This is a genomic window from Streptomyces sp. 3330 (genome assembly GCF_031456635.1).
Lineage (GTDB): Bacteria > Actinomycetota > Actinomycetes > Streptomycetales > Streptomycetaceae > Streptomyces.
The window spans coordinates 172,675-188,295 of record NZ_JAVDVA010000017.1 but is presented as its reverse complement, the minus strand read 5'-3'; the positions used below and the strand labels follow the sequence as shown (position 1 = coordinate 188,295).

Below are 15,621 nucleotides of genomic sequence, written 5' to 3'. Positions count from 1 at the left end.
CGGGACCGTAGCAGCGGGCCCGCGCGGGCCCGCCGGTCGCCTAGGACGCGGGAAGGTGCGTGGGCGCGAACATCCGCAGCACCGCCGGGAGGACGACGACCGAGGGGCCGGGCGTGGACAGGGCCTTCGCCAGGTCCGTCTCCAGGGTCTCCGGGGACGTCCGCACCCCCGGCACGCCGAAGGACTCCGCCAGGGCCACGTAGTCCGGGCGGGTCAGCTCGGTGGCCGTGGGCTCGCCGAAGGCGTCGGTCATGTACTCGCGCAGGATGCCGTAACCGCCGTCGTCGACGATCAGCCAGGTGACGTTCAGGTCGTACTGCCTGGCCGTCGCCAGCTCCGCGATCGAGTACAGGGCGCCGCCGTCCCCCGACACCGCCAGCACCGGGCGGGTCGGGTCGGCCGCCGCCGCGCCCAGCGCCGCCGGGAAGCCGTAGCCCAGGCCGCCCGCGCCCTGGGCCGAGTGCATGTGGTTGGGGCCCTTGGCGTCGAAGGCCGACCAGGCCCAGTACGCGAGGATCGTCATGTCCCAGAAGGAGGGGGAGTCGGCCGGCAGCGCCCTGCGGACCGACGCCAGCACCTCCTGCTCCAGGGTGAGTTCCTGGGCGGCGATGCGGTCGGCGACCTTGGCGAGGACCTCGCGGACGCGTTCGGCGGCCTCCGGCCGCGCCCGCTCCTCCACCGGCTCCACGGTCTCGAGGAGCGCCTGCAACGCCAGTCGCGCGTCGGCGTGGATGCCGAGCGCCGGATGGTTCGACTCCAGCTTCCCCAGGTCCGCCTCGATCTGGACGACCCGGCCGCGGGGCTTGAACGTGTGGTAGTTGGAGGAGAGTTCGCCGAGCCCCGAGCCGACGACCAGGAGGACGTCCGCGTCCTCGAGGAAGTCCGTGGTGTGCCGGTCCTCGATCCAGGACTGGAGCGAGAGGGGGTGCGTCCAGGGGAACGCCCCCTTGCCGCCGGGCGTGGTGACCACCGGGGCCTGCAGGGCCTCCGCCAGCCGGCGCAGCTTGCCCGAGGCGTCCGACCGTACGACCCCGCCGCCCGCGATGATCGCCGGACGAACGGCCTTCGCCAGCAGATCGGCCGCCACGGCGGTCAGTTCGGGGCGCGGCGGCAGCTCCTCGGGAAAGGCGTCGCCACCGGTCACCACCGGGATCCCGGTCTGCGCGAGGAGCACGTCCTGCGGGATCTCCACCCACACCGGTCCGTGCGGCACGCTCAGCGCGGACTTCCAGGCCGCCTCGATCGCGGACGGGATCTGGGACTGGGTGCGGACGGTGTGGACGGACTTCACCACGCCCCGGAACGAGGCCGCCTGGTCGGGCAGTTCGTGCAGATAGCCGTGGCGTCCGCCGCCCAGGCCGGCCGTCGGGACCTGGCTGCTGATCGCGAGCACCGGCGCCGAGGCGGCCGCCGCCTCCTGGAGCGCCGCGAGCGAGGTCAGCGCGCCCGGACCCGTCGACAGCAGCAGCGGGGCCGCCTCGCCCGTGATCCGGCCGTACGCGTCCGCCGCGAACCCCGCGTTGTTCTCCACCCGCAGGCCGATGTACCGCAGCGAGGAGCGGCGCAGCGCGTCGAACATGCCGAGCGCGTGCTGGCCGGGCAGCCCGAACACGGTGGTCGCGCCGAGCCCGGCCAGGGTCTCCACGACCAGGTCTCCGCCGTTGCGACCGGCGGGAGGGTTCAGAGCAGCGGCGGTCTGCGCCTCCGTCGGGCGGAGCACCAGGTCGTGGTCGTGAGTCACTTCGCGCGAGCCTCGGCAATCTGTCGGGACATGATCGTGGTCAGTTCGTACGCCGTGTGGGACGCGGCCACCGACGTGATCTCCGCGTGATCGTACGCGGGGGCCACCTCGACGACGTCCGCGGAGACCAGGTGGCACGAGGCCAGGCCGCGCAGGATCTCCAGGAGCTCGCGCGAGGTCATGCCGCCCGCCTCCGGGGTCCCGGTGCCGGGGGCGTGCGCCGGGTCGAGGCAGTCGATGTCGATGGAGATGTAGAGGGGGCGGTCGCCGATGCGCTGACGCAGCTGGTCGGCGACCTCGTCGGCGCCGCGCCGGTAGACGTCCGCCGAGGTGACGATGCCGAAGCCCAGCTTCTCGTCGTCGGTCAGGTCCTGCTTGCCGTACAGCGGGCCGCGGGTGCCGACGTGGGAGAGGGCCTCGGTGTCGAGGATGCCCTCCTCCACGGCCCGGCGGAACGGCGTGCCGTGGGTGTACTCGGCGCCGAAGTACGTGTCCCAGGTGTCGAGGTGCGCGTCGAAGTGGAGCAGGGCCACCGGGCCGTGCTTCTTCGCGACCGAGCGCAGCAGCGGCAGCGCGATGGTGTGGTCGCCGCCCAGGGTCATCAGGCGGGCGCCGGTGCCGAGCAGGTCGTCGGCCGCGGCCTCGATCGTCTCCACGGCCTCGTGGATGTTGAACGGGTTGACCGCGATGTCGCCGCCGTCCGCGACCTGGGCGAGGGCGAAGGGGGAGGCGTCCTGCGCCGGGTTGTACGGCCGCAGCAGCCGGGAGGCCTCACGGATCGCGTTGCCGCCGAAGCGGGCGCCCGGGCGGTACGAGACGCCCGAGTCGAACGGCACACCCACCACCGCGACGTCGGCGCGGCCGACTTCGTCGAGGCGGGGCAGCCGGGCGAAGGTCGCGGGACCGGCGTACCGCGGGATGCGGGAGGAGTCGACGGGGCCGCGGGGCGTCTCGTTGCCGCTCATGCTCACATGCTCTCTTTCTTACGCTTCATCGCGTATGTACTACTTCTCGTACGACTCTACTGGGACACCGGGACGGGCGAGGGCCCGGCGTTCTCGGGGGTCCGTCCGGCCAGTCGCTCGCGCCAGGCGGCCAGGACGGCGGGGTCGGTGGCCGGGGTGACCAGGGACACCGCGAGGTAGGCGGCCAGGGAGGCGAGCAGGCCGTAGTAGACCGGCTCGTTGGCGAGGATGCCGTAACCGGCCATCAGGCCGATCACCGCGACGCCGCCGGCCACGACCGAGGCGAGGGCGCCCTGCACCGTGCCGCGCCTCCACAGCAGCCCGCCGAGGATCGGCACCAGCAGTCCGCCGACGAGCAGGTTGTAGGCCACCGTCAGCGCCTCGACGACGTTGTTCAGGGCGATCGCCGTGACGATCACCGCGACGCCCATCAGCAGGATGAACAGGCGGTTCCCCCTGACCTCGTCGCGCTCCCCGCCGTCGGCGCTCACCACGCCCCGCAGCCGGGACCAGATGTCGTTGTTGGCGACGGTCGCGCAGGCGATCAGCGCGCCCGACGAGGTCGACATCACCGCGGCGAGCGCGGCGGCCAGCACCAGTCCCCGCACGCCGACCGGGAGTTCGTCCTTGACGATCGTCGCGAAGGCGGCGTCCGCGGAGGCGAGGTCCGGGTAGAGGACCTTGGCCGCGGTACCGATGACGGCGCCGGCGAGGGCGTACACGAGGCAGTAGGTGCCCGCCACCGTGCCGCCCCACTTCGCCGTCCGGTCGCCGCGGGCGGTAAACACGCGCTGCCAGATGTCCTGGCCGATGAGCATGCCGAAGGTGTAGATCAGCACATAGGTGAAGATCGTCTCGCCGCCGATGCCCAGCGGGTCGAAGTAGCCGGTCGGCAGCTTCGCCTTCATCTCGCCGAAGCCGCCCGCCTTGACGACCGCGATCGGCAGCAGCAGCAGGAGCACGCCGATCGTCTTCACCACGAACTGCACCATGTCGGTGAGGGTGATCGACCACATGCCGCCCAGCGTCGAGTAGGCGACGACGATGGAGCCGCCGAGGACGATGGCGACGGTCCTGTTCATGTCGAAGAGGACGTCGAAGATGGTGGCGTAGGCGATGGTCGACGTCACGGCGAGCATCAGGGTGTACGCCCACATCACCACGCCCGAGATCACGCCGGCCCGGCCGCCGTAGCGCAGGTCCAGCATCTCGGAGACCGTGTAGACCTTGAGGCGGGCGATGCGGGCCGAGAAGAAGACGGAGAGGGCGAGCAGGCCCAGGCCGATGGTGAACACCATCCAGGCGCCGGACAGTCCGTACTGGTATCCCAGACCCACGCCGCCGATGGTGGACGCGCCGCCGAGGACGATCGCGGCCATGGTGCCGGAGTACATGACCGGCCCGAGGCGACGCCCGGCGACGAGGAACTCGCTCTTCGAGCGGGCGCGGCGCATGCCCCACCAGCCCATGGCCAGCATGCCGGCCAGATAGACGACGATCACGGTGTAGTCGACGGCCATGGGGCCCACCCTTCTCGATGGCTGAGGTGGTTCGGGAGTTGACCCTAGGTGGCCGAAAAGTGCCCTGGAAGTGTACGTTTCATCCACTCGATCCATGCTCAGTGGAGGGAACGTCCACCGTGCCGGAGCTCGCCGCACCCCCCACGCCACCGGTCCCCCTCGCCGCCCTGCTGGCCCGCGAGGACCTCGCCCTGCGGCAGATCGCCGGGCCCGCCGACCCCGGCGCCGTGCTGCACGGGGCGCACACCTCGGAGATGTCCGACCCGTACCCGTACCTGCTGGGCGGCGAGCTGCTGCTGACGGCCGGCGTGCACATCCCGGAGGCGGCCGGGTCGGGCACCTACTTCGAGGACTACGTCTCGCGGATCGTCGCGGCGGGCGGCGCGGCGCTCGGGTTCGGGGTCGCGCCGGTGCACGACACCGTGCCGAGGGCGCTGGTCGCCGCCTGCGAGACGTACGGGCTGCCGCTCCTGGAGGTGCCCGAGCAGACGACGTTCTCGGCCGTGGCCCGCGCCGTCTGGCAGCTGCTGGAGCGGGCCCGCACCGCCGAGCTGCGCCGGGTGACGGAGGCCCAGCAGAGCCTCGCGGCCGCCGCCTCACGCCCGGACCCGGTGCCGTCCGTCCTGCGCCAGCTCGCCCAGCGGATCGGGGGACGCGCGGTGCTGTACGGGCCGGAGGGGACGGAGATCGCGGGGGCGGGGCAGACGTCCGCGGACGCCCCGCTCGCCGGGCTCGCCCGCCTCCTCCTCTCCCGCGCCTCCGCCACCGCCAGCGACACCACCGCCGACGGGACCCACCTCGCCGCCTACGCGCTCGGGACCGGCCGGGGGTTCGTGCTCGGGGTGGCGGCGCCCCGGCGCGACCCCGGGGACCACACCATCGCCTCCGTCGCCGCCGTCCTGCTCTCGCTCCTCACCGGCGAGCACCAGAGCGGCTCGGGGGCGGCCCGCTCGTCGGCGCTCGTGCGGCTGCTGCTGGGGGCCGCGCCCGCCGAGGTGGCCCCGCTGCTGGGGGGCGAGCGGTGGCGCGTGGTGCACGCCCGGCCGGACGCGCAGGCGCCCGACCCGGTGGCGGCCTCCGCGCTCGGCGCCGGACTCGGGTCACCGCTGGTCGACCTCGCGCAGGACGTCGTACGGGTCCTCGTGCCGGCCGACGGCGCGCCGCAGCCGCAGCCGGGCTGGACCCTCGGCGTCAGCGCGGACGCGGCCCCCGCCGACTGGCCGGCCGCCGACGCGCAGGCGGCCCGCGCGCTGGCCCGGGCGCGGGCCACCCGCACGGCGCTCGTCCGCCACGGCTCCGGGGCCGGGCTGCTGGACCTGGTGCCCGACGACGAGGCCCGGGCCCACGCGCGGGCGCTCCTCGCCCCGATCGAGGCGAGCACCACGAGCGCCGCGCTCCTCGAGACGCTGCGCACCTGGCTTTCCCTGCATGGCAGTTGGGACCGCACGGCGGTGGCCCTGACCGTGCACCGCAACACCGTGCGGCAGCGGATCGCCCGCTGCGCGGCCCTGTTGGGGACGGACCTGGACGATCCGGATGTCCGGACGGAGCTGTGGTTCTCGCTGAAACACCACTGAGTGACGCGTGTCCCAGCGTCCGGAACAGCACGGACGCGCACAGCCCGCTGCCTCACAATGGAAACCATGCCGATACCCGGGACGCCCAGCCGCGCCGAACTCGTCGACCACCTCGTCAGAACCCGTATCGCCGGGGACGTCGCCACGCCCCGCGAGAACAACCTCTCGCACTACCGCCAGCTCGCGAACGGCGTCCGCAACTTCTGGCTCGGCCTGGAGCTCGGCGACCGCTGGACCGACGAGCAGGACGTGCTCGCGGTGATGGCCGAGCGGGTCGGCGTGAACGACGATCCCGAGTACCGCTACGGCCAGGACACCATCGACCCCGAGCTGACGGCCGACGGCCTGGACCGGCTCGCGGCCCGGCTGCGCAAGGCGGCCGAGGGCCGGCAGCGGGTCCTCTTCGCCACCGGCCACCCGGGTGGTCTCCTCGACGTGCACCGGGCCACCGCCGCCGCCCTGCGCGCGGCCGGCTGCGAGATCGTCGTCATCCCGGAGGGGCTCCAGACGGACGAGGGGTACGTCTGGCAGCTGGCCGACGTGGCGGTCCTCGAACACGGCGCCACGCTCTGGCACACCCACTCGGGCGAGCCGATGAAGGCCATCCTCACCGCGCTCGAGCGCGAGGGCCGGCCGCTGCCCGACCTGGTCGTGGCCGACCACGGCTGGGCGGGCTACGCCGGGCAGCACGGCGTCGACTCCGTCGGTTACGCCGACTGCAACGACCCGGCGCTGTTCCTCGCCGAGTCGGAGGGCACCGTCCAGGTCGCGGTCCCCCTCGACGACCATGTCGTCAGCCCGCGCCACTACGACGTGATGACCGCGTACCTGCTGGCCGGGGCGGGGCTGACCGACTAGGGCGGGGAGAAGACCCCGGGGAGGGGCGCCGCACGCGCGGTGCGGCGCCCGGGTGCTCAGCCGCCCCGGGGGGCGCGGACCACGCCTTCCTGGATCACCGAGACGGCGAGCCGCCCGTCCTGGGTGTAGATGCGGGCCTGGCCGAGGCCCCGGCCGCCGTGCGCGGACGGCGACTCCTGGTCGTAGAGGAGCCACTCGTCGGCGCGGAACGGGCGGTGGAACCACATCGCGTGGTCCAGCGACGCTCCCACCACGTCCCCGACCGCCCAGCCGCCGCGCCCGTGCGCGAGGAGGACCGAGTCGAGGAGCGTCATGTCGGAGACGTAGGTGGCGAGGACGACGTGCAGGAGCGGGTCGTCGGACAGCTTGCCGTTGGCGCGGAACCAGACCTGGGAGTGCGGTTCGCGCGGTGCGCCGAACCGGCCGTACGGCGGCTCGTCGACATAGCGCAGGTCGACCGCCTGACGGGCCTCCAGGAACCTCTCGACGACCTCGGGATCGAGATGGGCGTAGCCGCGCAGCCGTTCCTCGGAGGTGGGCAGCGTGGCCGGGTCCGGGGCGGGCGGCATGGGGGCCTGGTGGTCGAAACCCTCCTCGTGCCGCTGGAAGGAGGCGGACAGCGCGAAGATCGGCTGTCCGTGCTGGACGGCGACGACGCGGCGCGCGGTGAAGGACCGGCCGTCGTTCATCCGGTCGACCGTGTAGACGATGGGCGCGCCCGGGTCGCCCATGCGCAGGAAGTACGCGTGCAGGGAGTGGGCGAGACGGTCCTCGGGGACCGTCCGTCCGGCGGCGACCAGCGCCTGCGCCGCGACCTGCCCGCCGAAGACGCGCGGGACGACGGCGGAGCGGGACCGGCCGCGGAAGATGTTCTCCTCGATCTGCTCGATGTCGAGCAGATCGAGGAGATCCTGTAGTGCCTGGCTCATGGCATCCGGTTGTAGCGGTCCGTGATTGCGGACTGCTTACAGGCCCATGTCCTTCGCGATGATCGACTTCATGATCTCGCTGGTGCCGCCGTAGATGCGGTTGACGCGGTTGTCCGCGTACAGGCGGGCGATCGGGTACTCGTTCATGAAGCCGTAGCCGCCGTGCAGCTGGAGGCAGCGGTCGATGACGCGGTGGGCGACCTCGGTGCAGAACAGCTTGGCGCTGGCGGCCTCGGCCGGGGTCAGCTCGCCCGCGTCCAGGGCCTCCGTGGCGCGGTCGGCGACGGCCTCGGCCGCGTCGACCTCGGCCTGGCAGGCGGCCAGCTCGAACTTGGTGTTCTGGAAGTGCGCGACCGGCTTGCCGAAGACGACGCGCTCCTGCACGTACTGCTTGGCGAACCGGACGGCGGCCTTGGCCTGCGCGTACGCGCCGTAGGCGATGCCCCAGCGCTCGGAGGCGAGGTTGTGGCCGAGGTAGTAGAAGCCCTTGTTCTCCTCGCCGAGCAGGTCCTCGACGGGCACCTTGACGTCGACGAACGCCAGCTCGGCGGTGTCGGAGGTCTTCAGGCCGAGCTTGTCCAGCTTGCGGCCGACCGAGTAGCCCTCGGCCTTGGTGTCCACCACGAAGAGGGAGATGCCGTGGCGGCGGTCCTCGGCGGTGGGCGCGGAGGTGCGGGCGCAGACGATCATGCGGTCGGCGTGCACGCCACCGGTGATGAAGGTCTTGGAGCCGTTGAGGACGTAGTGCGTGCCGTCCTCGGAGAGCTTGGCGGTGCTCTTCATGCCCGCGAGGTCGGAGCCGGTGCCCGGCTCGGTCATCGCGATCGCCCACATCTCCTCGCCGGAGACGAACTTCGGCAGGAAGCGCTTCTTCTGCTCGTCGGTGGCGAGCAGCTTGATGTACGGCAGACCGAGCAGCACGTGCACCCCGGAGCCGCCGAAGGACACGCCAGCGCGGGCGGTCTCCTCGTACAGCACGGCCTCGAACTTGTACGAGTCGATGCCGGCGCCGCCGTACTCCTCGTCGACGCGGATGCCGAAGACGCCGAGCTCGGCGAGCTTGTAGTAGAAGTCGCGCGGCGCCTGGCCGGCCGCGAACCACTCGTCGTAGACGGGGACGACCTCGGCCTCGATGAAGGCCCGGAGGGTCTCCCGGAACGCCTCGTGATCCTCGTTGAACACCGTACGGCGCACCGCCGCCACCCTTCTTGCGCCTAAACCGGCGCCGCTCTCGCGTACCTGGTTGCTCGCCGTCGGGGTGCTCAAGTGATGGTTGCGGCCCTCATTGGCTAAGCGCTTGCTCAGAGAACAACCGTACCGGCGAGTACGAAGAGCGTCCAGGGTGGGACGGGGGTAACGCTCGTCACTCCACGGCCGCCGCGAAGGCCCCCCTGGCCATCCGGTGCAGCAGGGCCGCGGTGGCCGCGCGGCCGGGCAGGGAACCCGGACGGCCGAGGTGCGGGGTGGAGTTCAGCAGACCGAAGACGGAGTGCACCGCCGAGCGGGCGGTCGGCTCGGCGAGGCCGGGATACACGGCACGCAGGGCCTCCACCCACAGTTCGACGTACTGCCGCTGGAGCTGGCGGACCAGCTTGCGGTCGCTGTCACGGAGGCGGTCCAGCTCACGGTCGTGCAGGGTGATCAGAGGACGGTCGTCGAGGGCGAAGTCGATGTGGCCCTCGACGAGCGAGTCGAGGAAGGCCTCGGGCGGCACGCCGTCGGCCTCCTGGAGGCGGCGCTTCGCCCCGGTCAGGAGCCGGCCGCTGATGCCGACCAGCAACTCGGCGAGCATCGCGTCCTTGCCCGGGAAGTGCCGGTAGAGCCCCGGCCCGCTGATGCCGACGGCGGCGCCTATCTCGTCCACCCCGACGCCGTGGAACCCGCGCTCGGCGAACAGCCGCGCGGCCTCCCTGAGGATCTGCTCGCGACGGGTGGGGGCGTCGGTTCTCGTGGCCATGAAGGCAATTCTAGACAGGGAGGTTAGCGGTCGTTAACCTGATGGAAATGGTTAACGCTCATTAACAGTCGATCACTGGGTGAGGGGACCGCAAGGATGGAGCAGGCACCGGAGCTGACGAGCGCGGCAGACCCCGCGTCGGAGGCCTGGCGGGCCAACGAGGCGGCGCACCGCGCACTCGTCGAAGAGCTGCGCGGCAAGCTGGCCGCGGCCCGGCTGGGGGGTGGGGAGAAGGCGAGGGCGCGCCATACCGCGCGCGGGAAACTGCTGCCCCGGGACCGGGTCGACACCCTCCTGGACCCGGGTTCGCCCTTCCTGGAGCTCGCCCCCCTCGCCGCAGACGGCATGTACGAGGGGCAGGCCCCGGCGGCCGGGGTCATCGCGGGGATCGGGCGGGTCGGCGGACGCGCGTGCGTGATCGTCGCCAACGACGCCACCGTCAAGGGCGGCACGTACTACCCGATGACGGTGAAGAAGCACCTGCGGGCCCAGGAGGTCGCCCTCGAGAACCGGCTGCCCTGTCTGTACCTGGTGGACTCCGGCGGGGCCTTCCTGCCCATGCAGGACGAGGTGTTCCCGGACCGGGAGCACTTCGGGCGGATCTTCTACAACCAGGCCCGGATGTCCGGGGCCGGGATCCCGCAGATCGCCGCGGTGCTGGGCTCGTGCACGGCCGGCGGGGCCTACGTCCCGGCCATGAGCGACGAGGCCGTCATCGTCCGCGGCCAGGGCACGATCTTCCTGGGCGGGCCCCCGCTGGTGAAGGCCGCCACCGGCGAGGTCGTCACCGCGGAGGAGCTGGGCGGCGGCGAGGTGCACGCGCGGGTGTCCGGCGTGACCGACCACCTCGCGGAGGACGACGCGCACGCGCTGCGCATCGTCCGGAACATCGTCGCCACGCTGCCCGCGCGCGGGGCGCTGCCCTGGGAGGTCAAGCCCTCCGTCGAGCCGAAGGTCGACCCCTACGGGCTGTACGGCGCGGTGCCCGTCGACTCCCGTACCCCCTACGACGCGCGCGAGGTCATCGCGCGCGTGGTCGACGGCTCCCGCTTCGCGGAGTTCAAGGCCGAGTTCGGGCAGACCCTGGTCACCGGCTTCGCCCGGATCCACGGCCACCCGGTCGGCATCGTCGCCAACAACGGCATCCTGTTCTCCGAGTCCGCCCAGAAGGGCGCCCACTTCATCGAGCTGTGCGACCAGCGCGGGATCCCGCTGGTGTTCCTCCAGAACATCTCCGGGTTCATGGTCGGCCGGGACTACGAGGCCGGCGGCATCGCCAAGCACGGCGCCAAGATGGTGACGGCCGTGGCGTGCACGCGCGTGCCGAAGCTGACGGTCGTCGTCGGCGGCTCGTACGGCGCCGGCAACTACTCCATGTGCGGCCGGGCCTACTCGCCCCGCTTCCTGTGGATGTGGCCGGGCGCCAAGATCTCCGTCATGGGCGGCGAGCAGGCCGCCTCCGTCCTCGCGACCGTCAAGCGGGACCAGCTCGAGGCACGGGGCCAGGAGTGGTCCGCGGACGAGGAAGAGGCCTTCAAGGCACCGGTCCGGCAGCAGTACGAGCGCCAGGGCAACGCCTACTACGCCACCGCCCGCCTCTGGGACGACGGCGTCATCGACCCGCTGGAGACCCGGCAGGTCCTGGGCCTCGCCCTGACCGCCTGTGCCCATGCGCCGCTGGGTGACCCCCAGTTCGGCGTCTTCCGGATGTGAGGAGGGGAGCCTTGATGTTCGACACCGTGCTTGTGGCCAACCGGGGCGAGATCGCCGTCCGCGTGATCCGCACCCTGCGCGCGCTGGGCGTGCGCTCGGTGGCCGTCTTCTCCGACGCCGACGCGGACGCCCGGCACGTCCGGGAGGCGGACACCGCCGTGCGGATCGGTCCCGCGCCGGCCGCCGAGAGCTATCTGTCGGTGGAGCGGCTGCTGGAGGCGGCCGCCCGCACCGGCGCGGAGGCGGTCCACCCCGGCTACGGCTTCCTGGCGGAGAACGCCGGCTTCGCGCGCGCGTGCGCCGACGCCGGGCTGGTCTTCATCGGACCGCCCGCCGACGCCATCTCCCTGATGGGCGACAAGATCCGCGCCAAGGAGACCGTGCAGGCGGCCGGGGTGCCGGTCGTCCCCGGCGGGCGGGACCCCGAGCTGGCCGAGGCGGCCCACCTGCTGGGCGCGCCCGTCCTGCTCAAGCCGTCGGCCGGCGGCGGCGGCAAGGGCATGCGCCTGGTGCGGGACCTGGCCGTGCTGGAGGAGGAGATCGCCGCCGCCCGCCGGGAGGCCCGCGCCTCCTTCGGGGACGACACGCTCCTCGTCGAGCGGTGGGTGGACCGGCCCCGGCACATCGAGATCCAGGTGCTGGCGGACGGCCACGGGAACGTGGTGCACCTGGGCGAGCGCGAGTGCTCCCTCCAGCGCCGGCACCAGAAGATCGTCGAGGAGGCGCCCTCGGTCCTGCTGGACGAGAGGACCCGCGCGGCCATGGGCGAGGCGGCGGTCCAGGCGGCCCGTTCCTGCGGGTACCGGGGCGCGGGCACGGTGGAGTTCATCGTGCCGGGCACCGACCCGTCCTCGTACTACTTCATGGAGATGAACACCCGCCTCCAGGTGGAGCACCCGGTCACCGAACTGGTCACCGGGGTGGACCTGGTGGAGTGGCAGCTGCGGGTGGCCGCCGGCGAGCCGCTGTCCTTCGGCCAGGACGACGTCCGGCTGACCGGGCACGCGGTCGAGGCGCGGATCTGCGCCGAGGACCCCGCGCGCGGGTTCCTGCCCTCCGGCGGGACGGTGCTGCGGCTGCGCGAACCCCGGGGCGACGGCGTACGCACCGACTCGGGGCTGAGCGAGGGCACCGAGGTCGGCAGCCTCTACGACCCGATGCTGTCCAAGGTGATCGCCTACGGACCGGACCGGGAGACCGCGCTGCGCAAGCTCCGGGCGGCCCTCGCGGAGACGGTCACGCTGGGCGTGCAGACCAACGCCGGGTTCCTGCGCCGGCTGCTGGCCCATCCGGCGGTGGTGGCGGGCGACCTGGACACGGGCCTGGTGGAGCGGGAGGCCGCGACGCTCGTCGCGGCCGACGTGCCGCAGGACGTCTACGCGGCGGCGGCGCTGCTGCGCCAGGCCGCGCTCACCCCCGCGTCCGGCACGGGCTGGGTGGACCCGTTCGCCGTCGCGGACGGCTGGCGGCTGGGCGGCGAGCCCGCCTGGACGGCGCACCACCTGCACGTGCCGGGGCACGACCCGGTGACCGTCCGGGTGCGCGGCGCGGCGGACGGCACGGCCGAGGTGCTGGTGGACGGGGCGGACACCCCGCTGCGCGGCGCCGGGGGCCCGCTCCCGGCGCCCGGGGCGGATCCCCGGTTCGACTGCCGGCTGGACGGCGTCGCCCGGTCCTGGGCAGCGGTGCCGGACGGCACCTGGCTCGGCCGGGACGGCGACGCGTGGAACGTGCGCGACCACGATCCGGTCGCCGACTCCCTCTCCCGAGGGGCCCACGCGGGCGCCGACTCGCTCACCGCGCCCATGCCCGGCACGGTCACGGTGGTGAAGGTCGCCGTCGGCGACGAGGTGGCCGCGGGCCAGAGCCTGCTCGTGGTCGAGGCGATGAAGATGGAGCACGTCATCTCCGCCCCGCACGCCGGCACGGTCGCCGAGCTGGACGTGACGCCGGGCACGACGGTCGCCATGGACCAGGTGCTGGCCGTCATCGCCCCGGCCGAGGCAGAGGCACAGGAGGAACAGTGACACTTCCGATGGCCGTACCGGCCGCGGGCCTGCCGACGCGGGTGCGTATCCACGAGGTGGGCCCGCGCGACGGTCTGCAGAACGAGAAGGCGACCGTGCCGACGGCCGTCAAGGCGGAGTTCGTCCACCGCCTCGCCGACGCGGGCCTGACCACCATCGAGGCCACCAGCTTCGTGCACCCCGGCTGGGTCCCCCAACTCGCCGACGCCGAGGAGCTGTTCCCGCGGGTGAGCGGGCTCGGGGCGGCGCTCCCGGTCCTGGTGCCGAACGAACGCGGGCTGGACCGCGCCCTGTCCCTGGGCGCCCGCCGGGTCGCCGTCTTCGCCAGCGCCACGGAGTCCTTCGCCAAGGCCAACCTCAACCGCTCGGTGGACGAGGTGCTGGCGATGTCCGGGCCGGTGGTGGCCCGGGCCAAGGCGCAGGACGTGCATGTGCGCGGCTACCTCTCCATGTGCTTCGGCGACCCCTGGGAGGGCGCGGTCCCGATCGAGCAGGTCGTCCGGGTCTGCCGGGCCCTGCTCGACCTGGGCTGCGACGAACTGAGCCTGGGCGACACGATCGGCGTGGCCACCCCGGGTCACGTCCGGGCCCTGCTGACCGCGCTGAACGACCAGGGCGTACCCACGGACGCGCTGGGCGTGCACTTCCACGACACGTACGGCCAGGCGCTCGCCAACACCCTCGCCGCGCTCCAGCACGGCGTCACCACCGTCGACGCCTCGGCGGGCGGCCTCGGCGGCTGCCCGTACGCCAAGTCCGCCACCGGCAATCTCGCCACCGAAGACCTCGTGTGGATGCTGCGGGGCCTCGGCATCGACACGGGGGTGGACCTCGGCCGTCTCGTCGCCACAAGCGAGTGGATGGCCGGCCGACTGGGCCGACCCAGCCCTTCCCGCACCGTCCGAGCACTCGGCACGGCACAGTCCCACAAGGAGCAGTGACCCGAAATGGACCACCGTCTCTCCCCCGAACTGGAAGAACTCCGCCGCACCGTCGAGGAGTTCGCGCACGACGTGGTCGCGCCCAAGATGGGTGACTTCTACGAGCGCCACGAGTTCCCGTACGAGATCGTCCGCGAGATGGGCCGCATGGGCCTGTTCGGGCTGCCGTTCCCCGAGGAGCACGGCGGCATGGGCGGCGACTACCTGGCCCTCGGCATCGTGCTGGAGGAGCTCGCGCGCGTCGACTCGTCCGTGGCGATCACCCTGGAGGCGGGCGTCTCGCTGGGCGCCATGCCGATCCATCTCTTCGGGACGCCCGAGCAGAAGCGCGAGTGGCTGCCGCGGCTGTGCTCCGGCGAGATCCTCGGCGCCTTCGGGCTGACCGAGCCGGACGGCGGTTCCGACGCGGGCGCGACCCGCACGACGGCCCGGCTCGACCCCGGGACGGACGAGTGGGTGATCAACGGCACCAAGTGCTTCATCACCAACTCGGGCACGGACATCACGGGGCTGGTCACGGTCACGGCGGTGACCGGTCGCAAGCCGGACGGCCGGCCGCTGATCTCGGCGATCATCGTCCCGTCCGGCACCCCGGGCTTCACGGTCGCCGGCCCGTACTCGAAGGTCGGCTGGAACGCCTCCGACACCCGTGAGCTGTCCTTCTCGGACGTGCGCGTCCCGGCGGCGAACCTGCTGGGCGAGGAGGGCCGCGGGTACGCGCAGTTCCTGCGGATCCTCGACGAGGGGCGCATCGCCATCGCGGCGCTGGCCACCGGCCTCGCGCAGGGCTGTGTGGACGAGTCGGTGAAGTACGCGAAGGAACGGCACGCGTTCGGTCGTCCGATCGGCGCCAACCAGGCCATCCAGTTCAAGATCGCCGACATGGAGATGAAAGCCCACACGGCCCGCCTCGCCTGGCGGGACGCGGCCTCACGGCTGGTGGCCGGCGAGCCCTTCAAGAAGGAAGCCGCCCTCGCCAAGCTGTACTCGTCGACGATCGCCGTCGACAACGCCCGTGACGCCACCCAGGTGCACGGCGGCTACGGCTTCATGAACGAGTACCCGGTCGCCCGGATGTGGCGCGACTCCAAGATCCTGGAGATCGGCGAGGGCACGAGCGAGGTCCAGCGGATGCTGGTCGCCCGCGAGTTGGGGCTGCCCGTCTGAGACCGGGGCCGGGGGCCCGAGCGCCGCAGCGGGGCGCCCGGGCCCCCGGTGACGCGCCCGCGCGGGGGCCGGAAGCCGGTCCGACCGCGCGAAGGCCGCGCGCACGAGGCCGCCGTGCCGTTCCGTCCGGGCCGGTGCGGCGGCCTCCACGGCGCGCCCTGCGACGGTGCGGCCGCCGCGCACATCTCCTCGGCGCGAACGGCAACTCCGGCCCTCAATCGGCTTC

At 72.9% G+C, this 15,621-nt stretch carries 12 protein-coding genes; 6 read left to right on the top strand and 6 right to left on the bottom strand.

The window, feature by feature from the left end:
* Positions 1-40: 40 nt before the first annotated feature.
* The 3 genes from J2X68_RS26815 to J2X68_RS26805 are packed head-to-tail and all read right to left on the bottom strand — an operon-like array spanning position 41 to position 4,226.
* Complete coding sequence (locus tag J2X68_RS26815) at positions 41-1,741, bottom strand: thiamine pyrophosphate-binding protein (RefSeq protein WP_310435124.1); 1,701 nt, start codon at positions 1,739-1,741, stop codon at positions 41-43.
* Complete coding sequence (speB, locus tag J2X68_RS26810; RefSeq protein ID WP_310435123.1) at positions 1,738-2,706, bottom strand: agmatinase; 969 nt, start codon at positions 2,704-2,706, stop codon at positions 1,738-1,740. The genes J2X68_RS26815 and speB overlap by 4 nt, the downstream gene beginning before the upstream one ends.
* Before the next feature lie 56 nt (positions 2,707-2,762).
* On the bottom strand, positions 2,763-4,226 hold the full coding sequence (locus J2X68_RS26805) for a sodium:solute symporter (RefSeq protein ID WP_310435122.1): 1,464 nt from the start codon (positions 4,224-4,226) through the stop codon (positions 2,763-2,765).
* A gap of 119 nt (positions 4,227-4,345) precedes the next feature.
* Here J2X68_RS26805 and J2X68_RS26800 point away from each other — a divergent pair, with 119 nt between their 5' ends.
* Entirely contained in the window at positions 4,346-5,803 is a 1,458-nt protein-coding gene (locus J2X68_RS26800) for a helix-turn-helix domain-containing protein (RefSeq protein WP_310435121.1), read from the top strand.
* Positions 5,804-5,869: 66 nt separating this feature from the next.
* Positions 5,870-6,661, top strand: a complete 792-nt coding sequence (locus tag J2X68_RS26795) for a phosphatase (protein WP_310435120.1) — start codon at positions 5,870-5,872, stop codon at positions 6,659-6,661.
* A 56-nt stretch (positions 6,662-6,717) separates the two neighbouring features.
* On the opposite strand, the gene J2X68_RS26790 is transcribed toward J2X68_RS26795, so the two are convergent.
* From J2X68_RS26790 to J2X68_RS26780, 3 genes are all read right to left on the bottom strand, one after another.
* The gene (locus J2X68_RS26790) at positions 6,718-7,590 is read right to left on the bottom strand and encodes an acyl-CoA thioesterase II (protein ID WP_310435119.1); all 873 of its coding nucleotides are present in this window, start codon (positions 7,588-7,590) and stop codon (positions 6,718-6,720) included.
* A 36-nt stretch (positions 7,591-7,626) separates the two neighbouring features.
* On the bottom strand, positions 7,627-8,784 hold the full coding sequence (locus tag J2X68_RS26785; RefSeq protein WP_310435118.1) for an acyl-CoA dehydrogenase family protein: 1,158 nt from the start codon (positions 8,782-8,784) through the stop codon (positions 7,627-7,629).
* 169 nt (positions 8,785-8,953) lie between these two features.
* Entirely contained in the window at positions 8,954-9,547 is a 594-nt protein-coding gene (locus J2X68_RS26780; protein WP_310435117.1) for a TetR/AcrR family transcriptional regulator, read from the bottom strand.
* Positions 9,548-9,643: 96 nt separating this feature from the next.
* Here J2X68_RS26780 and J2X68_RS26775 point away from each other — a divergent pair, with 96 nt between their 5' ends.
* Genes J2X68_RS26775 through J2X68_RS26760 form a run of 4 tightly spaced genes read left to right on the top strand, consistent with a single transcriptional unit; the run spans position 9,644 to position 15,395 of the window.
* Positions 9,644-11,260 (top strand): carboxyl transferase domain-containing protein, encoded by a 1,617-nt coding sequence (locus J2X68_RS26775; protein WP_310435116.1) that lies wholly within the window; start codon positions 9,644-9,646, stop codon positions 11,258-11,260.
* Between the two features lie 14 nt (positions 11,261-11,274).
* The gene (locus J2X68_RS26770; RefSeq protein WP_310435115.1) at positions 11,275-13,287 is read left to right on the top strand and encodes a biotin carboxylase N-terminal domain-containing protein; all 2,013 of its coding nucleotides are present in this window, start codon (positions 11,275-11,277) and stop codon (positions 13,285-13,287) included.
* Positions 13,288-13,295: 8 nt separating this feature from the next.
* Positions 13,296-14,228 carry a hydroxymethylglutaryl-CoA lyase gene (locus tag J2X68_RS26765; RefSeq protein ID WP_310435161.1) on the top strand — a complete coding sequence of 311 codons (933 nt, stop codon included), beginning with the start codon at positions 13,296-13,298 and terminating at the stop codon, positions 14,226-14,228.
* Positions 14,229-14,234: 6 nt separating this feature from the next.
* Entirely contained in the window at positions 14,235-15,395 is a 1,161-nt protein-coding gene (locus J2X68_RS26760; RefSeq protein ID WP_310435114.1) for an acyl-CoA dehydrogenase family protein, read from the top strand.
* Positions 15,396-15,621 lie beyond the last annotated feature (226 nt).

Excerpts from the sequence above, each read along its gene's own strand:
- J2X68_RS26760 (WP_310435114.1), top strand. The coding sequence starts at position 14,235 with ATGGACCACCGTCTCTCCCCCGAACTGGAAGAACTCCGCCGCACCGTC.
- J2X68_RS26770 (WP_310435115.1), top strand. The coding sequence starts at position 11,275 with ATGTTCGACACCGTGCTTGTGGCCAACCGGGGCGAGATCGCCGTCCGC.
- J2X68_RS26805 (WP_310435122.1), bottom strand. The coding sequence starts at position 4,226 with ATGGCCGTCGACTACACCGTGATCGTCGTCTATCTGGCCGGCATGCTG.
- J2X68_RS26765 (WP_310435161.1), top strand. The coding sequence starts at position 13,296 with ATGGCCGTACCGGCCGCGGGCCTGCCGACGCGGGTGCGTATCCACGAG.
- J2X68_RS26790 (WP_310435119.1), bottom strand. The coding sequence starts at position 7,590 with ATGAGCCAGGCACTACAGGATCTCCTCGATCTGCTCGACATCGAGCAG.
- speB (WP_310435123.1), bottom strand. The coding sequence starts at position 2,706 with ATGAGCGGCAACGAGACGCCCCGCGGCCCCGTCGACTCCTCCCGCATC.
- J2X68_RS26795 (WP_310435120.1), top strand. The coding sequence starts at position 5,870 with ATGCCGATACCCGGGACGCCCAGCCGCGCCGAACTCGTCGACCACCTC.
- J2X68_RS26775 (WP_310435116.1), top strand. The coding sequence starts at position 9,644 with ATGGAGCAGGCACCGGAGCTGACGAGCGCGGCAGACCCCGCGTCGGAG.
- J2X68_RS26780 (WP_310435117.1), bottom strand. The coding sequence starts at position 9,547 with ATGGCCACGAGAACCGACGCCCCCACCCGTCGCGAGCAGATCCTCAGG.